The organism is Kitasatospora sp. NPDC057595 (assembly GCF_042800875.1).
GTDB lineage: Bacteria > Actinomycetota > Actinomycetes > Streptomycetales > Streptomycetaceae > Kitasatospora.
On the sequence record NZ_JBHVGL010000001.1, the window covers coordinates 491,263 to 513,493 of the forward strand.

The window sequence follows — 22,231 nt, forward strand, 5'->3', positions numbered from 1 at the left end:
GGCGCGCTACGCGCCGCCCGGGCCCTGCCGGCCCGCCGTGTACTCCTCCATGGAGTGGTTGAAGCGGGCCAGCAGGGCGCAGAACGCCCGCTGTTCCTCGGGCGGCCAGTCGGCCACCAGCCGGCGGGTCAACTCGGCTCTCCCGGCCCGCACTTCGGACAGGCGTCCGGCGCCGAGCGGGGTCAGCGCGAGCCGGACGGCGCGCCGGTCGGCCGGGTCCTGCACCCGGCCGACCAGGCCGGCCGCGACCAGCGGGGCGACCTGCCGGGTGACGGTGGAGGAGTCGACACCCAGGGCGTCGGCCAGCGCCTTGACGTTGGCGGGGCCGAGCCGCTCCAGCCGTTCGAGCAGCAGGTAGGCCGCGCGGACCAGGGCGGCCACCCCGTCGGATCCGCGGACCTGTTCCATGCGGCGGGCGAACACCGCCAGCTGGTACTGGAGTTGGGTGTGCACGGGTTCGGTGAGGTCGGTGGCCTGGGGCGAGGTCGTCGTCATCGCGGCTCACGATCGTCGTGCGGTGAGGAAGGCTCAGGAGCAGCAGCGTACGCGGGCCGGGCGGGCCCGGGAACAGGGCCGACGTCCCCGAAGCACGTGTCGCGAGACTCTAGGCTGCTGTCATGCACAGCTGGCCGATCACCCTCGACGACGTCCGCGGCGCCCAGAAGATGCTCGCCGGGATCGCCCGGGTGACGCCGATGGAGAGCAGCCGCCACCTCTCCGCGCTGGTCGGTGCGCCGGTCCACCTGAAGTGCGAGAACCTCCAGCGCACCGGCTCGTTCAAGCTGCGCGGCGCCTACGTGCGGATCGCCGGGCTCTCGCCGGTGCAGCGGGCGGGCGGCGTGGTGGCGGCGAGTGCCGGGAACCACGCCCAGGGGGTGGCGCTGGCCGCCTCGCTGCTCGGGGTGCGCTCGACCGTCTTCATGCCGGTGTCCGCGCCGCTGCCGAAGATCGCGGCGACCCGGGAGTACGGGGCCGAGGTGCGGCTGCACGGGGCGACCGTCGACGAGGCGCTGCGGGCGGCGCAGCGCTTCGCGGAGGCGGGCGGCGCGGTCTTCATCCACCCGTTCGACCACCGGGACGTCGTGATCGGGCAGGCCACCGTCGGGCTGGAGATCCTGGAGCAGTGCCCGGAGGTGCGGACCGTGCTGGTCGGGGTGGGCGGCGGCGGTCTGCTGGCCGGGATCGCGGCGGCGGTCAAGCCGCTGCGGCCGGACGTGCGGGTGATCGGGGTGCAGGCGGCGGCCGCGGCCGCGTACCCGCCCTCGCTGGCGGCGGGGCACCCGGTCTCGCTGGAACGGTTCGCCACGATGGCGGACGGGATCATGGTCGGCCGGCCGGGGGACGTCCCGTTCGAGATCGTCAACACCCTGGCGGACGGTGTGCGGACGGTCTCCGAGGACTCGCTGTCCCGGGCCCTGCTGCTGGGGCTGGAGCGGCTGAAGCTGGTGGTGGAGCCGGCCGGGGCGGCTCCGGTCGCGGCGCTGCTGGAGCGGCCGGACTCCTTCGAGGGGCCGGTGGTGGCGGTGCTGTCCGGCGGCAACATCGACCCGCAGCTGATGCAGCGGGTGCTGCGGCACGGCCTGGCGGCGGCCGGCCGGTACCTGTCGCTGCGGGTGCGGCTGGCCGACCGGCCGGGCGCGCTGGCGGGCCTGCTGGCGGTGCTGACCAGGGTGGACGCCAATGTGCTGGACGTGGCGCACGTGCGGGTCGATCCGCAGCTGGGGCTGACCGAGGTGGAGGTGGACCTGCACCTGGAGACCAAGGGGCCGGAGCACTGCGCGGCGGTGCTCGGCGAGCTGCGGGGCGCGGGGTACGTGGTCTCCCGGTAGGCCCGAACGGGGGATTCGGGGCAGAGTGGGACAGACCACGCAGTTCCGCCCGTTCCTCCGAGGAGATGAGGCAGGCCCATGGCGCCAGCCATCCAAGCCGAGAACCTGGTCAAGACCTTCGGTGACGTACGAGCCCTGGACGGCGTCAGCCTCGACGTCCCCGAGGGCACGGTGCTCGGGCTGCTGGGCCCGAACGGTGCCGGCAAGACCACCACCGTGCGCGTGCTCACCACGCTGCTCCAGCCCGACTCCGGCGGTGCGACGGTGGCCGGCGTCGACGTCCTCAAGCACCCGAACCGGGTCCGCAGCCTGATCGGCCTCTCCGGCCAGTACGCCGCGGTCGACGAGTACCTCACCGGCTTCGAGAACCTCCAGATGGTCGGCGAGCTGTACCAGATGCCGGCCCGCGCGGCGAAGGCCAGGGCGCTCGAACTGCTGGAGTGGTTCAACCTCACCGAGGCCAAGGACCGCACCGCCAAGACCTACTCCGGCGGCATGCGCCGGCGCCTGGACCTCGCCGCGGCGCTGGTCGTCCGTCCGCCGGTGATGTTCCTGGACGAGCCCACCACCGTCCTCGACCCGCGCAACCGGCTCGCCCTGTGGGAGGTCATCGAGACGCTGGTGGAGCAGGGCACCACGCTGCTGCTCACCACCCAGTACCTGGAGGAGGCCGACCGGCTCGCCCACGACATCGCCGTGGTCGACCACGGCAGGGTGATCGCGCGCGGCACCGCCGACCGGCTCAAGGCGCAGATCGGCGGCGAGCGGATCGAGGTCGTGGTGCAGCGGCCCGACCTGGTCGGCGAGGCGGTCGCGGCGCTCTCCGCCCACGCGCTCGGCGAGCCGGCCGTGGAGAAGAACACCCGGCGGATCACCGTCCCGGTCAGCGGCGGCGCCCGGGTGCTCGCCGACGTGATCCGCGAGCTGGACGCCCGCTCGATCGAGATCGACGACATCGGGCTGCGCCGGCCGACCCTGGACGACGTCTTCCTCTCGCTCACCGGCCACCACACCGAGACCGAGGACGAGGAGGGCGCCGCCGGGGGCAAGGGACGCGGGCGGGGCGGCGGCTCCGGCAGCGGCACCGGCTCCGGCAAGCAGGCCGTTCCGGCCGGGAAGGAGATCTGAGATGGCCAGCGCGACCGAGCACGCCATCGGCGGGGCGGTGCCCAAGCAGCGCCGGGGCGTGGACGCCGTGCGGCACGACTCCTGGGTGGTCGCCCGGCGCAACCTGCGCCGGATGACCCGGATCCCCGAGATCCTGGTGTTCGGCCTGATGCAGCCGGTCATGTTCGTGCTGCTGTTCTCGTACGTCATGGGCGGCGCGATCAAGATCCCCGGGGCGCAGTCCAGCTCCTCGGCGTACATCCAGTTCCTGATGGCGGGCATCTTCGCCCAGACCGTCACCTTCGCGGTGGCCGGCGCCTCGGCGGGCATCGCCGAGGACATGTCCAAGGGACTGGTCGACCGGTTCCGCTCACTGCCGATGGCCCGTTCGGCGGTGCTGGTCGGCCGGACCCTGGCCGACCTCTGCCAGACCGCGTTCATCCTGGTGGTGCTGGCCCTGGTGGCGCTGCTGGTCGGCTGGCGGATCCACAACGGGCTGCTGTCCGCGCTGGGCGCGTTCGGGCTGCTGCTCCTGCTCGGCTACGCCTTCTCCTGGATCGGGGCGCTGATCGGCCTGTCGGTGCGCAGCCCGGAGGCGGCCACCTCGGCCGGGCTGATCTGGCTCTTCCCGCTGACCTTCGTCTCCAACGCCTTCGTGCCGGTCAGCTCGATGCCGGGCTGGCTGCAGGGGGTCGCCTACTGGAACCCGTTCAGCGCCACCGTGCAGGCCTGCCGCAACCTGTTCGGCAACCAGGTGGGCCCGGTGGACGACGTGTGGCCGATGCAGCACGCCGAGTTGGTGTCGGTGCTCTGGTCGGTGGTGATCACCGCGGTGTTCTCCTGGCTGTCGGTGCGCAAGTACCGCTCCTCCACCCGCTGAGCCGCCGGCCCGGACGCGCGCAGGCGCATGCGCGAGGGCGGATGCGCGAAGGCGGGTGCGCGAAGGCGGGTGCGCGAAGGCGGCCGCGGGAAACCGCGGCCGCCTTCGGGCGTGTCGGGGGTGATCAGCCGGCGTAGGGCTTGACCTCGACGATCTTGACCATGGCCTGCTTGCCGTTCGGCAGCTCGTAGGTCGCCTCGTCGCCGATCGTCTTGCCGTCGATCGCGCGACCCAGCGGCGACTGCGGCGAGTAGATGTCCAGGTCGTCGTCGCCGACCTCGCGCGAGCCCAGCAGGAACTTCATGGTGTCGTCCTCGTCGCCGTCGAAGGCGACCGTCACGACCATGCCCGGGGCCACCACGCCGGAGTCCGCCGGGGCCTCGCCGACCTTGGCACGCTCCAGGATCTGGGTGAGCTGGCGGATCCGCAGCTCGTACTTGCCCTGCTCCTCCTTGGCGGCGTGATAGCCGGCGTTCTCCTTGAGGTCACCCTCCTCGCGCGCGGCCTCGATCTTCTGCGCGATCTCGATCCGCCAGGGGCCGGTCAGGTGATCCAGCTCGGCCTTGAGCTGGTCGTAGCCGGACTGAGTGAGCCAGGTCACGTTCTCGCTGGTCTGGGTCACGGGTGCTCCTCGTAGGTGCTGGGGCTGTGCTGAGGGTGTGAGTCGTCAGCGTGTTGAGTGGTGCTGATATCGGTCTTAACTACAAAGCAACGCCCGCTCCCGTACCAGCTGGTGCGGAAGGGGCGAAACCACGAGCCTAACAACTCCCGCCGACAAGCGGGAGGGTCGTTGGCGTTCCATTGACGACAGCGTTGCGCCGAGGTGTACAGGATCGGTGGGTGGGACTCCCCTACGGATGCCCGTTCCCCTGCGCGAATATGCCTGCGGTGCGGTTACTTGGGCGTACAGCCCAGCAGCTCGGCGGTGGTGCCGCGGGCGGTGGTCCGCAGACTCACCACCGCGTCGTACTCGGAGCCCTCCGCCGGGACGGGGAAGTCGGCCACCCCGACCACCGCGCCGTCCTCGCCCTGCGAGCGGACGGTGCAGCTGCCGGCCGTGCCGTCGCTCTTGCGCACCGCCAGGTGCAGTTGGAGCTCGGTGTCGGAGAGCGCCTGGAAGGTCGGCACGGTGCCGTTGATCTTCGTCTCGCGGATCAGGTAGGAGCCGCCCAGCCAGGCGATCAGGCCCAGCATCACCACCGCGCAGACCGCGCCGACCACCTTGAGCCGGCGGTCGCTCTCGCGGTCGCCGCGACGCCCGTAACGGTCTTCGGGCAGCTGCGGGGTCCGGGTGCCGGCGCTCATGGGGCTCAGTCCTCTCGTGGGGAGGGGGCCGCGCGGGTGGTGCGGGGGAATGCGGTGCTCCTCCAGTCCGTCACTATAGGAGGGGCACGCCCGCGGCCGGTCCGGCGGGGGCGGGCTCGGCCGTGTCGGCGCCCCGCGCGGCGGCCGGCCCCGCGGTCACGCGGCCCCGAGAGCGGCTCAGACGGTGGGCAGACCGGCTTGCGCGGTACGCCCGGACATTTTTGTGGAAGGAACGCACGCGTTGACTGAGCAGTTGCGACTGATGGCGGTGCACGCCCACCCGGACGACGAGTCCAGCAAGGGCGCGGCGACCATGGCCATGTACGTCGACCACGGGGTGGACGTGCTGGTGGCCACCTGCACCGGGGGGGAACGCGGTTCGGTCCTCAACCCGAAGCTGCAGGGCAAGCCGGAGATCGAGGAGAACATCCACGAGGTCCGGCGCAAGGAGATGGACGAGGCCCGCGCGATCCTCGGGATCAAGCAGGCCTGGCTGGGATTCGTGGACTCGGGCCTGCCGGAGGGCGACCCGCTGCCCCCGCTGCCCGAGGGCTGCTTCGCCCTGCAGGACGTCAAGGAGGCGGCCGAACCGCTGGTCCGCCTCATCCGGGAGTTCAAGCCGCAGGTCATCACGACCTACGACGAGAACGGCGGCTACCCGCACCCCGACCACATCATGACCCACAAGATCACCATGGTCGCCTTCGACGCCGCCGGTGACCCCGACGCGTACCCCGAGGCCGGCGAGCCCTGGCAGCCGCTGAAGCTGTACTACAACCACGGCTTCCCGATGGGCCGGATCCGCGCCCTGCACAAGTACCTGTCCGAGAACGGCCACGAGTCCCCCTACGGCGAGTGGATCGCCGGCTGGGAGAAGAGCGGCCGCGCGGAGCGCGAGATCACCACCCGGGTCCGCTGCGACGACTGGTTCGAGACCCGGGACCGCGCGCTGATCGCGCACGCCACCCAGATCGACCCGGACGGCCCGTGGTTCCGCGTCCCGCTGGAGGTCCAGCGCACGGTCTGGCCCACCGAGGACTACGAGCTCGCCCGTACCCTGGTCGACGTGGACCTGCCGGAGGACGACCTGTTCGCCGGCCTGCGCACCCCCAGCCTGACGGCCGAGTCGGCCGACACGCGGGACTGAAGCACCCCCCGACGGCCCGGCTCCCCGTGAGCCGGGCCACCATAGAGATATGAGCGCCCCCGTGAACCTCACCCACCTCGCCGCCCAGCTCGCCGTCGACGACGCCAAGGTCACCCCCGGCCTGCTGGGCTTCCTCGTCTTCGCCGCCCTCGGCGTGGCCACCTGGTTCCTGGCCAAGTCGATGAACAAGCAGTTCAAGCGGGTGGACTTCGCCGAGGAACCGGAGTCCCCGAAGGAGTGAGGCCGTGCCCCCTCCACCGCGCCGATGCGCAAGGATGGGGGCATGCCGAACCGCCTCGCCGACGCGATGTCGCCGTACCTGCGGCAGCACGCCGACAATCCGGTCGACTGGTGGCCCTGGGGGCCCGAAGCGTTCGAGGAGGCGGAGCGGCGCGGTGTGCCGGTGCTGCTGTCGGTCGGGTACGCGGCTTGTCACTGGTGCCAGTGAACTCGTCAACCGAGTAGTCGGCGGTGCTACACCTCTCTGATGATCACGCGCTTCCCGCAGAGCTTCGACCAGTCGTCCCTGTCGGAGGTCAGAACGATCACGGGGGCCGGGACGCGGAGCGCGAGCGCGGCAACGAGGGCGTCGATCGCGTACTTGTGCCCGTGCAGCCCGCCCGCGTCCTGAAGCAGCGCCACTGCGGTCAGGGAGTCCTCCTGGCTGACCGGTTCCACTCGTAGCCGGGAGAGTACCCACTTCAAGCGTGCAAGATCGGTCTTCCCCTGTACGGCTTCAACGATGGTCAGCGCAGACACGAGGATGGGGACCCCAGCCTGCCGGGATGCCTCGATGCGAGCCGCCATGCCGCGGTCGTTGCGTAGGAGCAGCGACAGCGCCTCGGAGTCGAGCACGAGTGAGCGGGCCGACTGCTCCTTCACGCAGCGCCCCGCTCGACATCCTCGGCGTTCTCGTCTCCGAACAGCTCGCGACGAGCTGCTTCGATCTCCTGCTCCGTGAGCGCGCCGTGCTCTTCCTCGTGCGCCGCGACGATCTCGGCGAGCCCGTCCATGGCGAGCTGGTGCCTGACAGCCTCGGCGATGTAGCTGGACAGGCCGCGGCGTCCGGTCCGAGAGCGGAGCTCACTGACCAGCTCGGCGGGCATGGAGACGGAGATGTTCTCGGTAGCTCCGGCTCGGGTCGGCTTCATAGTCGCAGTGTAAGACACTTTCTATTACACGATGGAGTCTTTCCGTGCTTCGCGCCTGTTCGCGCCGCGAGGTGTTTTCCGCCGAGAAGCCGGTTCGATTTAGTTGGCAGGCGCGGCGTCCGGCCTCCCTGCTCGAGCGGTAGCTCGATGTCCCTGCCGATCGGCCAGCGGCATCTCCTCCAGCCGCGCATCGAAGCGGAGTTGCGTTAGTGCTCCACTCTCCGAGGCGCTCAGGGCTCCTCTGGGCGGGGGGACTCCATCCTTTTGGTGTGATCTGAGTCACGTGCAAGCTTCGTCGGCGTGCTGTCGCCGCGGGATCTGTCGACCCGATTGGCGCCTAGAGCTGGCGGTTGCGCCATCGAAGCATGCGCAGCAATGCTGCGCAACGACTCCCGTCCGACTTCTGCTCGATGTGCCGTTCCCTCTGCGCGTAACGGATTACCGCTAATGTGGACACTGTGCCGACCTGTCGGGGTGCCAGTTCGCCGCCAATGAGGTCAGGCGTAGTGCGCAGTGATCCTGCGCATATCGTCTATCGAGGAGAGTCGCACAATGAGGGCATTCATCGAACTGCTGGGTAAGGCGATGCAGAGCACGGGGGCGACGTTGCGACTGTGCCTGCTGATCACAGTCACCGCCGGGGCGTACTTCATCAGCCAGGTGAAGTAGGAGGAGAAGGATTTCGAGGGAGAGCATTCGATGATCGCAGAAGCGGCAGATCCGGCAGCAGAGCTCGCCGAGCGGTTGTGGCGGGCGTACGCGCCCTACCGGCGTGGCCGCGGTACGGCCGGTGACCTTGACGCGATGCTGGCGATCCTGGTGCTGGCTGCCTTTGCGGAGGCGGAAGGCCGGCCCGAGGGAGATTACGTGAAGCGCTGGAAGCGCGCTTCTGCGGAGGCCGCAGCCGGTTTCTCTCCGGTGACCGAACTGCGGGGGGCTCTGCAGGACGCGGCCCGGCGTCCGGGTTTTCCGCTGCTCTGGTCGGCCGACCTCGAGCTCGGGAGTGGACCGGACGATGCCGCCTGGATGACGGCTTTCGTCGCGGAATTGGACCGGGGTCCCGGCCTCGGCGAGGTCGCGGTGGCCGACGTCTGTGAGCTTCTGCTCCAACGGCACGCGGCGGAAGGGGCTTTGTCGGGAGGGGAGTTCTACACGCCGCGCGGAGTCGCCGATCTGCTCGTGGAGCTGGCCGACCCTCGTCCGGGAGACCGGATCATGGATCCGGCCTGTGGCGCCGGCGGCGTGCTCGCGGCCGCTGCGCGCCACCTGGCCGAGAGGGGGGTGGTCGGTGACAACTCGTTCGAGGCGTACGCGGTGGATCGGAGCAACGTGCGCCCGGCGATGTTGAACCTGGCCCTGCACGGTGTGAGCGTGCCGCAGGTGGAACTGGCAGATCCGGCGGCGCTGTTGCGAGACCGGAACCTGGGCCGTGTCGACCGGGTGCTGAGCAACCCACCGTTCAATCAGCGGATCGACGGGTGGGGGCAGCGGCAGTTCATCGCAGCACCGGAGTCGAGTGCCAACTTCGCCTGGTTGCAGCTTGCCTGGTCCCAGCTCAAGGAAGGCGGAATTGCGGCGGTCGTGATGCCTGCGCGGGCGGCCTGGGCGGGAGGAGCGGAGGCGCAGATCCGCCGTGAGATGGTCGCCCTGGGCTCGGTTCTCGCGGTCATCGCGCTGCCGACGCACCTCTTCGCGGGTACCAATATCGCTGTGCATGTATGGGTACTCGGCCGAGGCCGCCGTTCCCGGCCGGCACACCGAAGCGACTCCGTGATCCTTGTCGATGCGCGCAGCGCGGGGGGCCGGCCGGCGGGGCGGCCCCGCACGTTGTCGGGCGAGGTCGTCGACCGCATCGCAGATCGTTTCCGGCGCTGGCTCGAAACCTCGGCGGAGGTGGATGAGCCGGGCTTCTCCCGATCGGTTGCATACGCCGAACTCATCGAGAACGCCGGCAACCTGGACCCGCGGACCTACCTCCGGACGGAGAGCGGGCCGGACGGGGCCACAGACCTGAGCGCCATGCTGACCGATTTCGAGCGGCGCAACCGCGAGACATCGGAGCTCGGAGCGGAACTGGCGCAGATCGTCGGCGCACAGGATCAGCTGGCGCAGGACGGCATCCAATGCCAGAACCTGCTGCTGAAGGACGTGGTGAGCGGCAGGTCCACGGTCAGTGGTCGCCCCGTGCGGCTGCTCGCAGGGCCTTCGGGAAGCCTGGTCCGGGCCCAGGACTACGTGGAAGCCGGTGGGGTTCCCGTTGTGATGCCGAAGGACATCTCGGGCATCGGCTTCACCGTGGACGGAATCAAGTGCATCTCCGAGCAGCATGCCGAACGGCTTGATCGGTTCCGGTTGAATTGCGGGGACATCGTGGTCGCCCGCCGGGGCGATCTCGGGCGATGCGCCGTGGTCGGAGAAGAACAGCAGGGATGGGTCTGCGGCACTGGCTGTTTCGTGATCAGCCCTCCCGGCACTGTCGACTCTCACTACTTGGCGGCGTTCCTGCGCAGCGCCGGAGCTCGGGAGTGGCTCGATGCCCATTCGACCGGGAGCCTGGCTCTGCGGACCATCTCGCTCGAAGTGCTCGGGATGTTGCCCGTCGCCCTTCCCGATCTCGATACCCAGAGGTCCATCGGCGAAGCCATGGCGAGCTTCGACGCCCATGAGCGGCTGTTGCTGGACCAACTGGCAACGACGCGGGACATCCGCAGCAAGGCGCTGAGCAGCTTCCTGGCGAGATGAAGAGCAGGCGGCTCTGCTTCGGATGCCTCCCGAACGGCTGCGGCGCCTGAAGGGCCCGTGCCCTGTCGGCGCTTCACCGCTCACCGCGTCCGCAGGCGAGCCGGTTGTCGTCCGGTGGCCCGAAATTTCTCCTGAGTCACTGGATCTAAAAGTTGACTCAAGCAGCTTGTACTGCTTAAGATCGAAGACGAGCAAAGGCGTCCCGTCGGGGGAGGCCGGCTACGTCAGGAGCGCGCATGGCCACCCTGAGCATCCACTTCGACCCCGCTGTCATCGCCCGACTCGTGAGTGCGAGCGGTGACGACACCGTCCACGTCACCCTGTCCCTCGGTGAAGGGGCCGTCTCCCCACAGGCCGCTCCGGTGATTCCCCACGGGCCCTTGGCCGGGCTGATGCGCGCCGACCTGCTCGAACCGGGGACGGTCCTCACGTTTCGTCAGCGCCGCGCCAACAGGTCGGGGCGCGCCGTCGTCACCGCCGACGGTCAGCTCGTCGTCGACGGGCACTCCTCCCCGTTTCCCTCACCGTCGAAGGCCGCCGAGGCTGTGACCGGCAACATCATCAACGGCTGGACCCTGTGGCGGACGCCCGACGGTTCCACGTTGGATCAGCTGCGACAGAAGCTGGACGCCGAGTAGTCGACCCAGGCGGCCCCGACCGAGGGCGTCGCGTCCGTCCGTGAACCAGGCCGTTTGCCTGTGCCCGCCGCCAAGGCGTCCCGTTTCGGCGGCGGGCACCGAACCCGAGGGGCTTCTTGTACATAACCTTTGACCTGATCACTGCCCTTGTCGTTTCCGGGGCCTTCGCGACCGGGGTGCTCGTTTACCGCCGGACCGCACCGTCGGACGGCGCGACCGCTCTGTCGAGAGGTGAACGACTGGCGCTCGCCCTCGGCGCGGCGGCCACCGTCATCGTGATCGGCGGCTACCTCGGGAACGGGTTCCGGGGCATCGAGCACAGCGCGAATACACAGCCGGCGCGAGCCGTGGAAGCCGTGAATCCTGGGGTCGGCCGGTAGGCGGTGCCGTGGCTGGCGGCACCCCGGGCGGTTCCTGCCTTCAGCGGGCGGGTTTGTGGCTTGATGGACATGTACTGGGCAGTCGTGGTCGCTGTGGTGGATGAGCCTCCCCGGCCATACAGGCGCATTCCAGGTGATGAGGGCGAGGGCGGCGTCCGCGTGCTCGGAGGTGTGCCAGCCCACGATCCAGCGGGAGAAGGCGTCGCGGATCGTGGCCAGCCGCCACGGGGCCCTCGCCGGTGGGGATGAGCGAGATGTCGGCGACCTACAGCCGGTTCGGGGCGTCGGCAGTGAAATCGCGCTAGACCAGGTCCGGGGCGAGGTCGTCCGTGGGTCGTGGCGGGTGAAGGAGCGGGGGCCGGCGCGGGCTGACGCCCTGGAGGCAGGCCTGGCGCATCAGGCGCTCGCCCCGCTTGCGGCCGACGTGAGTGACCTCGCGCTGAAGGGGAGGCGTGGATGCAGTGAATCCGCCCGGTCAGCTCGGCGTCGTGCCGTCTGCGTTCGCAGGGCTCGTGGACGCGGAGCGCCAGCGGTGGTAGGTGGAGGCGAGGGATGTGCAGTTCCCGGAGGGCGGGCTCGGCCCCGAGGCGGTGCTGGTGCTCGTCGATGAGTCTCAGTACCGTCGCCGGGTCGGGTCGAGCTCCTGGGCGAAAAGCCGAAGCGGCCTTGAGGAGCTCGCACGAGCACCGCAGATCGGCTTCTCCTCGCGCAGAGCCGTGAGCTCGAGCTGCGTCCTTAGGCGCCGGATGGTACCGGGATCCATCGTCAGCTCCCGGCGCTATCGTTGAGGTACTGAGCTTGAGCATCACCAGTAGTGATGATGCGGTCGCGCATGGACACACGAAGGATGGGCGCCGAAGGATGGACAGGCCACACGTACACCCTGCCGTGGAATCGCGGTCCGGCTCTGGTCTCGACGTAGTCAATGGGGTGACGTGGTAGTGGCTCTCAAGAAGTCGGACCTGTACAGCTCGCTCTGGCGGAGCTGTGACGAGCTGCGCGGCGGCATGGATGCTGGCCAGTATAAGGACTACATCCTGACATTGTTGTTCGTGAAGTATGTGACGGACAAGGCCAAGTCCGACCCGACCTCCTTGATCGATGTCCCCGTCGGCGGATCCTTCGATGACATGGTCGCCCTCAAGGGTGACAAGGAGATCGGCGACAAGATCAACAAGATCATCGGCAGGCTCGCCGAAGCCAACGGACTCGAGAAGGTCATCGACCTGGCCGACTTCAACGACGAGGAGAAGCTCGGCACGGGCAAGGAGATGCAGGATCGCCTCTCCAAACTGGTGGCGATCTTCGCGGTTCTCGACTTCAGAGGCAGCCGCGCCGAGGGCGACGACCTGCTTGGCGATGCTTACGAGTACCTGATGCGGCACTTCGCCACGGAGTCAGGCAAATCGAAGGGGCAGTTCTACACCCCGGCCGAGGTCTCGCGGGTGCTCGCCAAGGTCGTCGGTATCGGTGCGGCTACCCGGCAGGACCACACGGTCTACGACCCAACGTGCGGGTCCGGCTCGCTGCTCCTCAAGGTCGCTGACGAAGCCCCACGTGGCCTCACCATCTACGGTCAGGAGAAGGACAACGCCACCTGGGCACTTGCCCAGATGAACATGATCCTCCATGGCTACGAGGACCGTGACATCCGCAAGGGCGACACCATTACCAGCCCACAGTTCACCCAAGGCGCACGGTTGCAGACCTTCGACTTCGCCGTCGCCAATCCACCGTTCTCGATCAAGTCCTGGAGCAATGGCCTAGAGAACGACTACGGTCGCTTCGAGTTCGGCCGGCCGCCGGAGAAGAACGGCGACTACGCCTTCCTCCTGCATATCCTTAAGTCCCTCAAGGGCAACGGCAAGGCCGCAGTCATCTTGCCGCACGGTGTGTTGTTCCGTGGTCACGCTGAGGCCAACATTCGTAAGGAACTGCTGCGCCGTGGCTACATCAAGGGCATCATTGGCCTGCCCGCGAACCTCTTCTACGGAACCGGAATTCCGGCCTGTATTATCGTTCTCGACAAGGAGAATTCCCACGCGCGAACTGGCGTCTTCATGATAGACGCTTCCAGGGGCTTCATGAAGGATGGTAACAAGAACCGCCTTCGGAGTCAGGATATTCACAAGATCGTCGACGTGTTTAACAAGCAGACCGAGATCGAGCGCTATTCGCGTATGGTGTTGCTGCATGAGATCGCCGACCCGAAGAACGACTACAACCTCAACATCCCGCGGTACATCGATTCCTCCGAGCCGGAGGATATCCAGGACCTTCATGCCCATCTTCACGGCGGGATCCCAGACCACAATCTGGACTCACTCAACGGGTACTGGGAGGCTTTCTCGAGCCTTCGTGCCACGCTCTTCAAGCCGAACCGCCCTGGCTACAGCGACCTGGCCATCAGCGTGGCTGAGGTGCAACAGGCCATCTTGGACTCCGATGTGTTTCAAAAGTTTGTCATGGGCGTTCGTGGCCAGGTTGACGATTGGTTCGCCACGCACCGTTCGGTCCTGCAAGCGCTCAACCCGGACACTGTGCCCAAGGGCCTGATCGCTCTTATCAGTGACGATTTGCTGGCCCGGTTCAAGGGCACCCCTCTGCTCGACGAATACGACGTCTACGAGCAGCTCATGACTTATTGGCACGGCGTCATGCACGACGACGTCTTCCTCGTAATGAACGACGGGTGGTGTGAGGCGGCGAAGCCGCGCAAGAATATTGAGGATAAGGTGCGCAAGCTCTCCGAGACCCCGGACCTGGTCATTGGCTCGGGACGCAGTGCCACGAAGTACAAGATGGACCTCATCCCGCCGGCGCTTGTCGTAGCTCGTTACTTTGCGGACGAGCAGGCTGAGGCCGACTCGCTGAATGCGGCAGCCGAAGTGGCAAGCCGTGCTGTTGAGGAGTACATCGAAGAGCACGCCGTCGAGGAAGGCTTGCTTGCTGAGGCGATGGACGACGGCAAGATCTCAAAGGCTCTCGCTTCGACGCGACTCAAGGTGGCCCGGCATGAAGGAGCTGACCCCGAAGAGATCAAGGTGCTGCAGCATCTGATCAAGCTGTACAACCAAGAGTCTGTCTCCAAGAAGGACGCCAAGGAGGCGCAGGCCGCGCTCGATCTTGCAACCCTCAAGAAGTACGGCGATCTCACCGAGCCTGAGATCAAGCAGCTGGTGCTCGACGATAAGTGGCATGCAGCGGTCGCCGACGGCGTGGCATCTGAGGCTGAGTCACTCACGCTTGCTCTGGTTGCGCGCCTCCAAGAACTCGGCCGGCGGTATGCACAGACACCCGGTGCGCTTGAGGCCCGGCTGGAGACGATCCATGCAAGGCTTGCAGAGCACCTTTCCGCTATGGGATTCAGCCGGTGAATCGCGCTATGCACGAAGAGTCCACAACACTGGGTGAAATTGTAAGTCGTACGGGAGGCGTGATCCAGACGGGGCCATTTGGAAGCCAACTCCACGCGAGTGACTACAAATTGGTCGGAACTCCACTGGTAATGCCAATCAATCTGGGCGACAATGAGATCGTCGAGAAAGGCATTGCGAGAGTCGGTGACTGGCACGCCCGTCAGCTGCGACGGCATGCTCTACGCGAGGGCGACATCATCTTCAGTCGCCGGGGCGATGTTGGCCGCAGGTCCATCGTCCGTGCGGGGCAAGTGGGTTGGCTATGTGGCACTGGCTGCCTCGCCGCTCGTTTCGGGAGCAATCGGGCTACTGTTAATCCGGAGTATGTGGCGCACTATCTGGGGTCACGACCAGCGCAAGTATGGTTGCAGGATAACGCTGTTGGCGGCACGATGCCGAATTTGAACACCGCTATCCTTTCCGCGCTGCCCGTCAGACTTCCTTCACGGGCCGACCAAGACGCGGTCGTGGCTGCTCTCGAAGACGCACAAGCAGCCATCGAGCACATCAAGTATCTAATTGCCAAGAAGAAGGAAATCAAGCAAGCTGCGATGCAGCAGCTCTTGACCGGTCGGACGCGCCTGCAGGGGTTCGAGGGTACCTGGGAGTATCGTCGTGTGACTGAGATGGGGGATGTCCTTGCTGGCAAGGCGCTGAACGTCAGCGGCGCCGGAGCCTTGCGCCCCTACCTTCGGACAAAGAACGTGCTTGATGGGCGAATCGAGCTCGAGGACGTTCTTTGGATGCCTATGACAGATGTCGAGTTTGAGCGCTTTCGCATTGAGATCGGGGATGTTCTACTCAATGAAGGTCAGTCTCTAGAGCTCGTCGGTCGCTGTTCTATTTACAGTAGTGAGTTCGGAACTCCCTGCGCAATGCAGAATCAGCTGCTCCGATTTCGAGCCTACCCGGCGACGTCTCCCGAATTCGCTGCGCATCTCTTTCGATATTGCCAGCGGACGGGGGCGTTTGCGGCTATCGCTACGAAGACCACCTCGGTCGCGCATCTAGGCAGCTCGAGGCTTAGCAATCTTCTTCTTCGCTGGCCTGCTGATCGACGCGAACAGGCGGCGATTGCTGAGGTCTTGTCTGACATGGATACCGAAATTTCTGTCCATGAGATCCGCCTCGATAAGGCGCGCGCTCTCAAGCAAGGCATGATGCAGCAGCTCCTCACAGGCCGCACCCGCCTTCCCGTTAAGGAGAGCGCAGAATGAGCAACGTCGGCCAGTCGGAGCGCATGACTCAAGACCGAGTTGTCAAGTTGTTCCGAGACTCGTTGGGATACGAGTACCTCGGCAACTGGGAACACCGTGCGGCAAACTCCAACGTTGATATGGAGCTGCTCACTCAAAATCTTCGCGCCCGGGGCTACAGCGACAACCTCATCAACAGAGCGATCGACAAGCTGAGGAGTGACGCCTCGCTCGGTGGCGGCCGCGATCTGTACGAGGCGAACCGAGACGTCTACGGCCTGCTTCGGTACGGGGTGAAGCTTAAACCCGGTGTTGGCGCCCAGACGGAGACGGTCTGGCTCGTCGATTGGGCGCACCCCGAAGCAAATCACTTCGCCTTGGCCGAGGAAGTGACGGTTCCGGGGCAACGCATTAAGCGCCCTGACATCGTGTTGTATGTCAACGGAATCGCCTTCGGGACGATCGAACTCAAGCGTTCGAAGGTTGCCGTCTCTGACGGCATCCGGCAGAGCATCGGGAATCAGCGTCCTGAGTTCATTCGATCGTTCTTTACCACGGTGCAGCTCGTCATGGCCGGCAACGACGTAGAGGGGTTGCGTTACAGCGCCATCGACACGCCAGAGAAGCACTGGTTGGCGTGGCGTGAGCCGTCTGACATTGCCGATCCGCTCGACCGTTCCTTGGTGCAACTCTGTTCGAAGGAGCGCCTGCTCGAGCTGGTTCACGACTTCATGGTTTTCGACTCAGGACAGAAGAAAACGTGTCGGCACAACCAGTACTTCGGCGTCAAGGCGGCTCAGGAGCGGATCGCCAAGCGGGAGGGCGGCATCATTTGGCACACCCAGGGCTCCGGCAAGTCCCTGACGATGGTGTGGCTGGCCAATTGGATCCGGGAATCTCAGGTCGGGACGAACCCGCGGGTCTTGCTGATTACTGATCGGACCGAACTGGATGAGCAGATTGAAAAGGTCTTCCAGGGGGTCGGGAAGGAAATCTACCGCACCAAGAGCGGCCCTGGCCTCCTTGCCGCGTTGAATGCCGACGAGAAGTGGCTGATCTGCTCGCTGGTTCACAAGTTCCGCGGCTCGGAAGACGAGAAGGCCCGCGATGAAGCTGAGAGCGAGTTCATTCGTGAACTCAAAGCGATCGTCCCCAAGGACTTCCAGGTCAAGGGCAATATCTTCGTCTTTGTCGACGAAGCCCACCGTACGCAGTCGGGCAAGATGCACGACGCCATGAAGGCTCTCATGCCTGGTGCCATGTTCATCGGCTTCACAGGCACGCCCCTTCTCAAAGAGGACAAGGACACCACTGTCCAGCGGTTCGGCAGCTTCATCCACACCTACAAGTTCAACGAGGGCATTGCAGACGGCGTCGTGCTCGACTTGCGGTACGAGGCTCGCAACATCGACCAGGACCTGACCTCGCCGGCGAAGGTCGACCAGTGGTTTGAGGCCAAGACCCGCGGTATGACTGACCTGTCCCGCGCCGAGCTCAAGAAGCGCTGGGGCACCGTTCAGAAGGTCGCCAGCTCGGAGCCGCGGGCCCGGCAGATCGTTAACGACATTCTGTTTGACATGGAGGTCAAGCAGCGTCTGGCGGATGGCCGCGGCAACGCCATCCTCGTCAGTCAGAGCATCTACCAGGCGTGTAAGTTCTACGAGCTGTTCACGCAGGCCGGGTTCAAGGGCAAGTGCGCAATCATCACGTCATACACGCCGCAGGCAAGTGACATCGCCAAGGAAGATTCAGGCCACGGCGCGACCGAGCGGCTGCGCCAGTACGAGATCTACCGGCAGATGCTCGCGGACCACTTCAACGAGCCTGCCGACAAGGCGATGGGCAAGGTCGAGCAGTTCGAAAAGGACGTCAAGGAACGTTTCATCAACGACCCGGGCCAGATGCGGCTGCTCATCGTTGTTGACAAGCTTCTGACCGGCTTCGATGCCCCGAGTGCTACGTACCTGTACATCGATAAGAAGATGCAGGACCATGGTCTGTTTCAGGCGATCTGCCGGGTCAACCGCCTCGACGGCGAGGACAAGGACTACGGCTACATCATCGATTACCGCGACCTGTTCAACTCCCTTGAGTCCGCGATCAAGAACTACACGAGCGGTGCTCTTGACGGTTACGAAGCGAAGGACGTTGAAGGGCTGCTGTCAGACCGGATCGATAAGGCCCGGGATGACCTCAATGAGGCCTTGGAGAAGATTCGGGCGCTCTGTGAGCCAGTCGAACCACCGAAGGACACCCTCCAGTACCAGCAGTACTTCTGTTCCCGGGAGCATGGCAACGCGGTCCAGCTGAAGGCTAACGAACCCAAGCGGGTCGAGCTCTACAAGTCCGTGGCAGCGGTGACCCGCGCATACGGCAACCTCGCCAACGAAATGCAGGCTGCCGGGTTCAGCGACGCCGAAGCCGCAGCGATCAAGGAAGAGATTGCTCACTACGCCGACGTGCGTGCAGAGGTGAAGCTCGGCGCTGGCGAGAACGTCGATTTCAAGCAGTACGAGGCCGGTATGCGGCATTTGTTGGACACGTACATCAGCGCTAGCCACTCCGAGGTCGTCTCCGATTTCGAGGAAGCTGGCCTGATGCACCTGATCGTCGAGATGGGGGCTGGCGCGCTAGAGAGGCTTCCCGCGGGTATCAGGAGGAACCCGGAAGCGGTTGCGGCAACGATCACCAACAACATGCGTATGGTGATCATCGATGAGCGCCCGATGAACCCGAAGTACTACGACAAGATGTCGGAGCTGCTCGACGCCATACTCGAAGAGCGGCGGCAGGGTGCCCTGGACTACAAGGATTACCTTGCGAAGCTCTTGGAGCACGCGTCCAAGATTGGCAAGGGCGAGTCAGGAACCAAGTATCCGGAGTGGGCTGATAATGGTGGCCGCCGAGCTCTGATTGATTTCTTCGGTCCGTCACCGGAGCTGGCCGTGGTTGTGGACACCACCATCCTTCACACCAAGCCCGACTCGTGGGTGGGCAACGCGATGAAGGAGAAGAGGGTCAGGCGTGCGCTTGCTCAAGCTCTGACCTCCGACTTCGACAGGTTTGATGAGCTCATGGACCTGCTAAAGGCACGCCATGAGTACCGCTAGTGCTTCTCTCGCCATCCGCGGCATCGACATCGATGTCGTCTACAAGAACATTAAGAACCTGCACATCGGTGTCTATCCACCCTCGGGACGCGTCCGTGTGGCGGCGCCGCACCAGCTCGACGATGAGCAGGTGCGACTCGCTGTGATCCAACGCCTGCCATGGATCAGAGAGAAGCGCGGGCAGCTTCGGTCGGCTGCACGGCAGTCCGTGCGAGAGATGGTCACGGGCGAGTCGCACTACGTGTGGGGGGTCCGCTGCAGGATGAAGGTCGTGGAGCGTCCTGGGCGGGCTCATTTCGAGCTGGACGGTGAGCGGCTGCTCCTGTACGTCCAAGCCGGCACCACGGCTGAACAGCGGCGGGCGCTGCTCGACCGCTGGCGCCGGGAACAGCTTCGGCACGTGATCCCGGACTTGATTGCCAAGTGGGAACCCGTCCTTGAGGTGTCGGTGCCGCGGTGGAACATCAAGCGCATGAAAACCAAATGGGGATCGTGTAATCGCGAGACCGGACATATCTGGTTCAATGTGGAGCTTTCCAAAAAACATCCAAGTTGCCTCGAATACGTCGTTGTTCACGAGATGGTGCACTACCTCGAACGCAACCATGGCGAACGCTTCATCGAGCTCATGGAGAGATTCATGCCGAATTGGCGGATTCTTCGCGACCGGCTAGATGAAGCGCCACTCGCAGAGGAAGAGTGGGCGTGAGCATGGCGTGATTCGCCAGTTTGGCGCGCGCCCTCGAACCGGCGGCATCGCGATCGTCCTGTCGGAGCGAGGCGATAGGGTTCGAACTCAGTTCGACCGAAGTGCGGGTGTCCGCCGCAGAATCGGAGGCTCGACCAGGTGAAGTTCATTGTCCTGCCCCAAGACGCACCGGTGCGCTCAGGCCCCGAGGCTGCGGTCCTAGTGGCCGATGACTGGGATGACTTCGGTTTTCGTACCAGCTATACGCTTTGGTACCGAGACTCGCAGACGCAGACGAACCTAGGGTTTGTCAAGGTCGCCGTCGCCGGGCAGGGAGACGGCCCCAGCCCCATCCGCGCGGGGGTTTATGATGGCTCGCCACCGGGTGAACTTTTCTCACTCGGGCAGAGCGACCTCTACTACGACAACATCAAAAAGCTCGGGCATGACAGACGGGAAGAGATCCTTCGAGGGCTCTCTGACGTTGCCTACAACCCGGACCTTCTTGATACTGCTATGCAGTATCCAGTGACACACTCATCACTGTTGCGGACGGTTGAGGAACAGACGGTCAGGGCGCAGTTCAACCGGATCGCCCGTGGCGGAGCCCGGCTGACCGAGTACCGGTTCCGCTACACCGCAGCGGGGCATGGCGCTGAGAGTGCTCTTGACTTCAAGGTTGATCCTGACTCCAGGCCGTCCAGCAATATCCACGCCCTCATCGGCCGCAACGGGGTTGGCAAGACGACCTTGCTGCGGAATCTGGCCGCTGCGGTTGTCTTGCCCGGGAGGCACGCGGAATTCGGGCGCATGGACGTGCTCCCGACGTCTACGTCCACAGACGGCGAGCGGTTTGTGAACGTGGTGTCAGTCACCTTCAGCGCGTTCGATCCCTTCGTCGAAGTGGTCGAGGAGAGTGATCCCCGAGCGGTGAAGTACACCTATGTCGGCCTGCAAAGCACTTCGCTCGATGAGCTGTCCACCGGCACCCAGCAGCAACGACTGCAAGCGGCCTTCAGTGCTGGAGTCCAGGCCGTCATCGACTCGCGGGACCTCATGCGCTGGCGCGACACAATGCTGCTGCTGAGCCGTGACCCGCAGTTCGCAGACTCCGCTGTCGCGGCCTACGCCCGTGACATACGGGCCGGCATGAAAGTCACGGACTCCGACGTGCGTGACCTGACCGCTGCCTTTGGGCGGATGAGCTCAGGCCACGCGATCGTAGTGCTGACCATGACACAACTCGTGCACCTCGTGGTGGAGCAGTCCCTAGTCCTGGTGGACGAGCCCGAGGCCCACTTGCATCCGCCACTGCTGGCTTCTTTCATACAGGCGCTGTCTCACCTGTTGGCCGACCGGAACGGTGTCGCCGTAGTCGCTACACACTCGCCTGTCGTGCTTCAGGCGATGCCACAATCCTGCGTCTACAAGCTCATACGCCAAGGCGAGATTAGCCGCGTCGAGCGCCCTCAGCTTGAGACGTACGGCGAGAACGTCGGCGTGCTGACCCACGAGGTGTTTGGGCTGGAGGTGATGGAGTCAGGCTTCTACGCGGAGGTCGGCAGAGCGGTGGCCGCACTGGATTCATACGAAGAAGTCCTTGCTTACTTTGGCGGCAAGCTCGGCGGAGAGGCAAAGGGGCTGGTCCGGATCCTCCTCGCAGAGAAGACGGATGGTCCCCTCTGATGTGGCCCCTGAAGGTTCCCATGCGGAAGGCAAGTGACAGCTACCAGGCATGCGTAGCCCGCAGCACCACGGCGGAAGGGCGGCGTGAGCGGCTGCTCAAGGCGGCCGACACCGTGAGGAAGGCTGGCCAGATGCTGCGCGAAGCCGCGGCTGCCAGGAACCTGCACGACCTTGATGCGAAGGGCTTTACGGTTCCTGAGATTGCTGGCAGCACCTTTGTGGATTGGGCGTACGAAAACGGCATGCAGACCGTCGGGGGGCGGGTAATACGCGACGAGCTGATGGCGGCTCCACCCAACGAACGCTGCCCGTTGTGCCGACAGGGTACCGTCCGTCAGCTCGACCACTACATGCCGAAGAGCCTCTTCCCTGCACTGTGCGTGGATCCGCTCAACCTCGTGCCCGTCTGCGAGCGGTGTAATTTAATCAAGGGTAATAAGCGTCCGGACAGCGCCGAGAACACGATCCTGCATCCGTACCTCGACCGGGTATCCCATGAGAGCTGGCTGGACGCACGAGCGATCCATGACTTCGGCACAGTGCGATTGCGTTTCTTCGTCAGCCCACCGGCATCCTGGGACGCCACGCTCACTGCGCGGGTCAAGAACCACTTCACGCTCTTCGAGCTCGGGAAGCGCTACGCCATCGAAGCGAACCGTGCGATCTCCGATGTGACGTACGGTGTCGACCGGCAGCGCAAACGCGGTGGCGCACGCATGGTCCGGGACTACCTACAGGAGCAAGCAGAGACCCGACTCGCCGTCGACCTCAACAGCTGTGAAGGTGTCACCTACCGGACGCTCGCTGCCGACGACCTCTACTGCCAGGGTCCCTCGACGCATGACCCTTCCAACTGAGGCTCATGGCCTCGCAGCCGACAGCTGTGTTTTGCTATGTGGCGCGGGCTGACCTTGCAGCTGCCACTGGGTCTGTAAGGCTGGCACCTGTCTCGG

18 protein-coding genes and 1 pseudogene are annotated in these 22,231 nt (G+C 65.4%); 14 read left to right on the forward strand and 5 right to left on the reverse strand.

All coding sequences use genetic code 11. The features are described 5' to 3' along the window. Positions 1 to 6 precede the first annotated feature (6 nt). Positions 7 to 495 (reverse strand): MarR family winged helix-turn-helix transcriptional regulator, encoded by a 489-nt coding sequence (locus ACFU9E_RS02145; RefSeq protein WP_380684036.1) that lies wholly within the window; start codon positions 493 to 495, stop codon positions 7 to 9. A 122-nt stretch (positions 496 to 617) separates the two neighbouring features. On the opposite strand from ACFU9E_RS02145, the gene ilvA reads away from it, so the two are divergent. From ilvA to ACFU9E_RS02160, 3 genes are all read left to right on the forward strand, one after another. Continuing rightward, complete coding sequence (gene ilvA / locus ACFU9E_RS02150) at positions 618 to 1,829, forward strand: threonine ammonia-lyase (RefSeq protein ID WP_380684035.1); 1,212 nt, start codon at positions 618 to 620, stop codon at positions 1,827 to 1,829. Positions 1,830 to 1,907: 78 nt separating this feature from the next. Beyond that, on the forward strand, positions 1,908 to 2,957 hold the full coding sequence (locus ACFU9E_RS02155) for an ATP-binding cassette domain-containing protein (protein ID WP_380714707.1): 1,050 nt from the start codon (positions 1,908 to 1,910) through the stop codon (positions 2,955 to 2,957). Position 2,958: 1 nt separating this feature from the next. After that, positions 2,959 to 3,816, forward strand: a complete 858-nt coding sequence (locus tag ACFU9E_RS02160) for an ABC transporter permease (protein ID WP_380684033.1) — start codon at positions 2,959 to 2,961, stop codon at positions 3,814 to 3,816. A gap of 124 nt (positions 3,817 to 3,940) precedes the next feature. Here the strand turns inward: ACFU9E_RS02160 and greA are convergent, their stop codons facing one another. Continuing rightward, entirely contained in the window at positions 3,941 to 4,438 is a 498-nt protein-coding gene (gene greA, locus ACFU9E_RS02165) for a transcription elongation factor GreA (protein ID WP_380680102.1), read from the reverse strand. Positions 4,439 to 4,710: 272 nt separating this feature from the next. Beyond that, the gene (locus ACFU9E_RS02170) at positions 4,711 to 5,121 is read right to left on the reverse strand and encodes a DUF4307 domain-containing protein (protein ID WP_380680105.1); all 411 of its coding nucleotides are present in this window, start codon (positions 5,119 to 5,121) and stop codon (positions 4,711 to 4,713) included. Between the two features lie 241 nt (positions 5,122 to 5,362). Between ACFU9E_RS02170 and mca the strand changes: the two genes are divergently transcribed. From mca to ACFU9E_RS02185, 3 genes and pseudogenes are all read left to right on the forward strand, one after another. Further along, the gene (gene mca / locus ACFU9E_RS02175; protein ID WP_380680108.1) at positions 5,363 to 6,268 is read left to right on the forward strand and encodes a mycothiol conjugate amidase Mca; all 906 of its coding nucleotides are present in this window, start codon (positions 5,363 to 5,365) and stop codon (positions 6,266 to 6,268) included. A 49-nt stretch (positions 6,269 to 6,317) separates the two neighbouring features. Further along, positions 6,318 to 6,509, forward strand: coding sequence for a hypothetical protein (locus ACFU9E_RS02180; RefSeq protein ID WP_355375040.1), 192 nt, complete (start codon positions 6,318 to 6,320; stop codon positions 6,507 to 6,509). Between the two features lie 42 nt (positions 6,510 to 6,551). Beyond that, positions 6,552 to 6,710 (forward strand): annotated as a pseudogene (locus ACFU9E_RS02185) (DUF255 domain-containing protein); the annotation flags it as partial. Between the two features lie 32 nt (positions 6,711 to 6,742). Here ACFU9E_RS02185 and ACFU9E_RS02190 read toward each other — a convergent pair. Next, positions 6,743 to 7,150: a PIN domain-containing protein gene (locus tag ACFU9E_RS02190; protein ID WP_380680111.1), complete on the reverse strand. Its 408-nt coding sequence runs from the start codon at positions 7,148 to 7,150 to the stop codon at positions 6,743 to 6,745. After that, positions 7,147 to 7,419, reverse strand: coding sequence for a hypothetical protein (locus ACFU9E_RS02195; RefSeq protein ID WP_380680114.1), 273 nt, complete (start codon positions 7,417 to 7,419; stop codon positions 7,147 to 7,149). The genes ACFU9E_RS02190 and ACFU9E_RS02195 overlap by 4 nt, the downstream gene beginning before the upstream one ends. Before the next feature lie 699 nt (positions 7,420 to 8,118). Here ACFU9E_RS02195 and ACFU9E_RS02200 point away from each other — a divergent pair. From ACFU9E_RS02200 to ACFU9E_RS02235, 8 genes are all read left to right on the forward strand, one after another. Next, positions 8,119 to 10,161 (forward strand): N-6 DNA methylase, encoded by a 2,043-nt coding sequence (locus ACFU9E_RS02200; RefSeq protein ID WP_380680117.1) that lies wholly within the window; start codon positions 8,119 to 8,121, stop codon positions 10,159 to 10,161. 236 nt (positions 10,162 to 10,397) lie between these two features. Further along, positions 10,398 to 10,799 carry a DUF4357 domain-containing protein gene (locus ACFU9E_RS02205; protein WP_380680120.1) on the forward strand — a complete coding sequence of 134 codons (402 nt, stop codon included), beginning with the start codon at positions 10,398 to 10,400 and terminating at the stop codon, positions 10,797 to 10,799. 1,321 nt (positions 10,800 to 12,120) lie between these two features. After that, positions 12,121 to 14,556 (forward strand): N-6 DNA methylase, encoded by a 2,436-nt coding sequence (locus ACFU9E_RS02210; protein WP_380680123.1) that lies wholly within the window; start codon positions 12,121 to 12,123, stop codon positions 14,554 to 14,556. 131 nt (positions 14,557 to 14,687) lie between these two features. After that, on the forward strand, positions 14,688 to 15,815 hold the full coding sequence (locus tag ACFU9E_RS02215; RefSeq protein ID WP_380680126.1) for a restriction endonuclease subunit S: 1,128 nt from the start codon (positions 14,688 to 14,690) through the stop codon (positions 15,813 to 15,815). Further along, a complete protein-coding gene (locus tag ACFU9E_RS02220) occupies positions 15,812 to 18,904 on the forward strand; it encodes a type I restriction endonuclease subunit R (protein WP_380680129.1) in 3,093 nt (1,030 codons plus the stop codon). Before ACFU9E_RS02215 ends, ACFU9E_RS02220 begins: the two co-directional genes overlap by 4 nt. Next, positions 18,891 to 19,613: a M48 family metallopeptidase gene (locus ACFU9E_RS02225; protein WP_380680132.1), complete on the forward strand. Its 723-nt coding sequence runs from the start codon at positions 18,891 to 18,893 to the stop codon at positions 19,611 to 19,613. The genes ACFU9E_RS02220 and ACFU9E_RS02225 overlap by 14 nt, the downstream gene beginning before the upstream one ends. Positions 19,614 to 19,751: 138 nt before the next feature. After that, positions 19,752 to 21,278, forward strand: coding sequence for an AAA family ATPase (locus tag ACFU9E_RS02230; protein WP_380680135.1), 1,527 nt, complete (start codon positions 19,752 to 19,754; stop codon positions 21,276 to 21,278). Positions 21,279 to 21,298: 20 nt separating this feature from the next. Continuing rightward, positions 21,299 to 22,135 carry an HNH endonuclease gene (locus ACFU9E_RS02235; protein WP_380680138.1) on the forward strand — a complete coding sequence of 279 codons (837 nt, stop codon included), beginning with the start codon at positions 21,299 to 21,301 and terminating at the stop codon, positions 22,133 to 22,135. Positions 22,136 to 22,231: the final 96 nt, after the last annotated feature.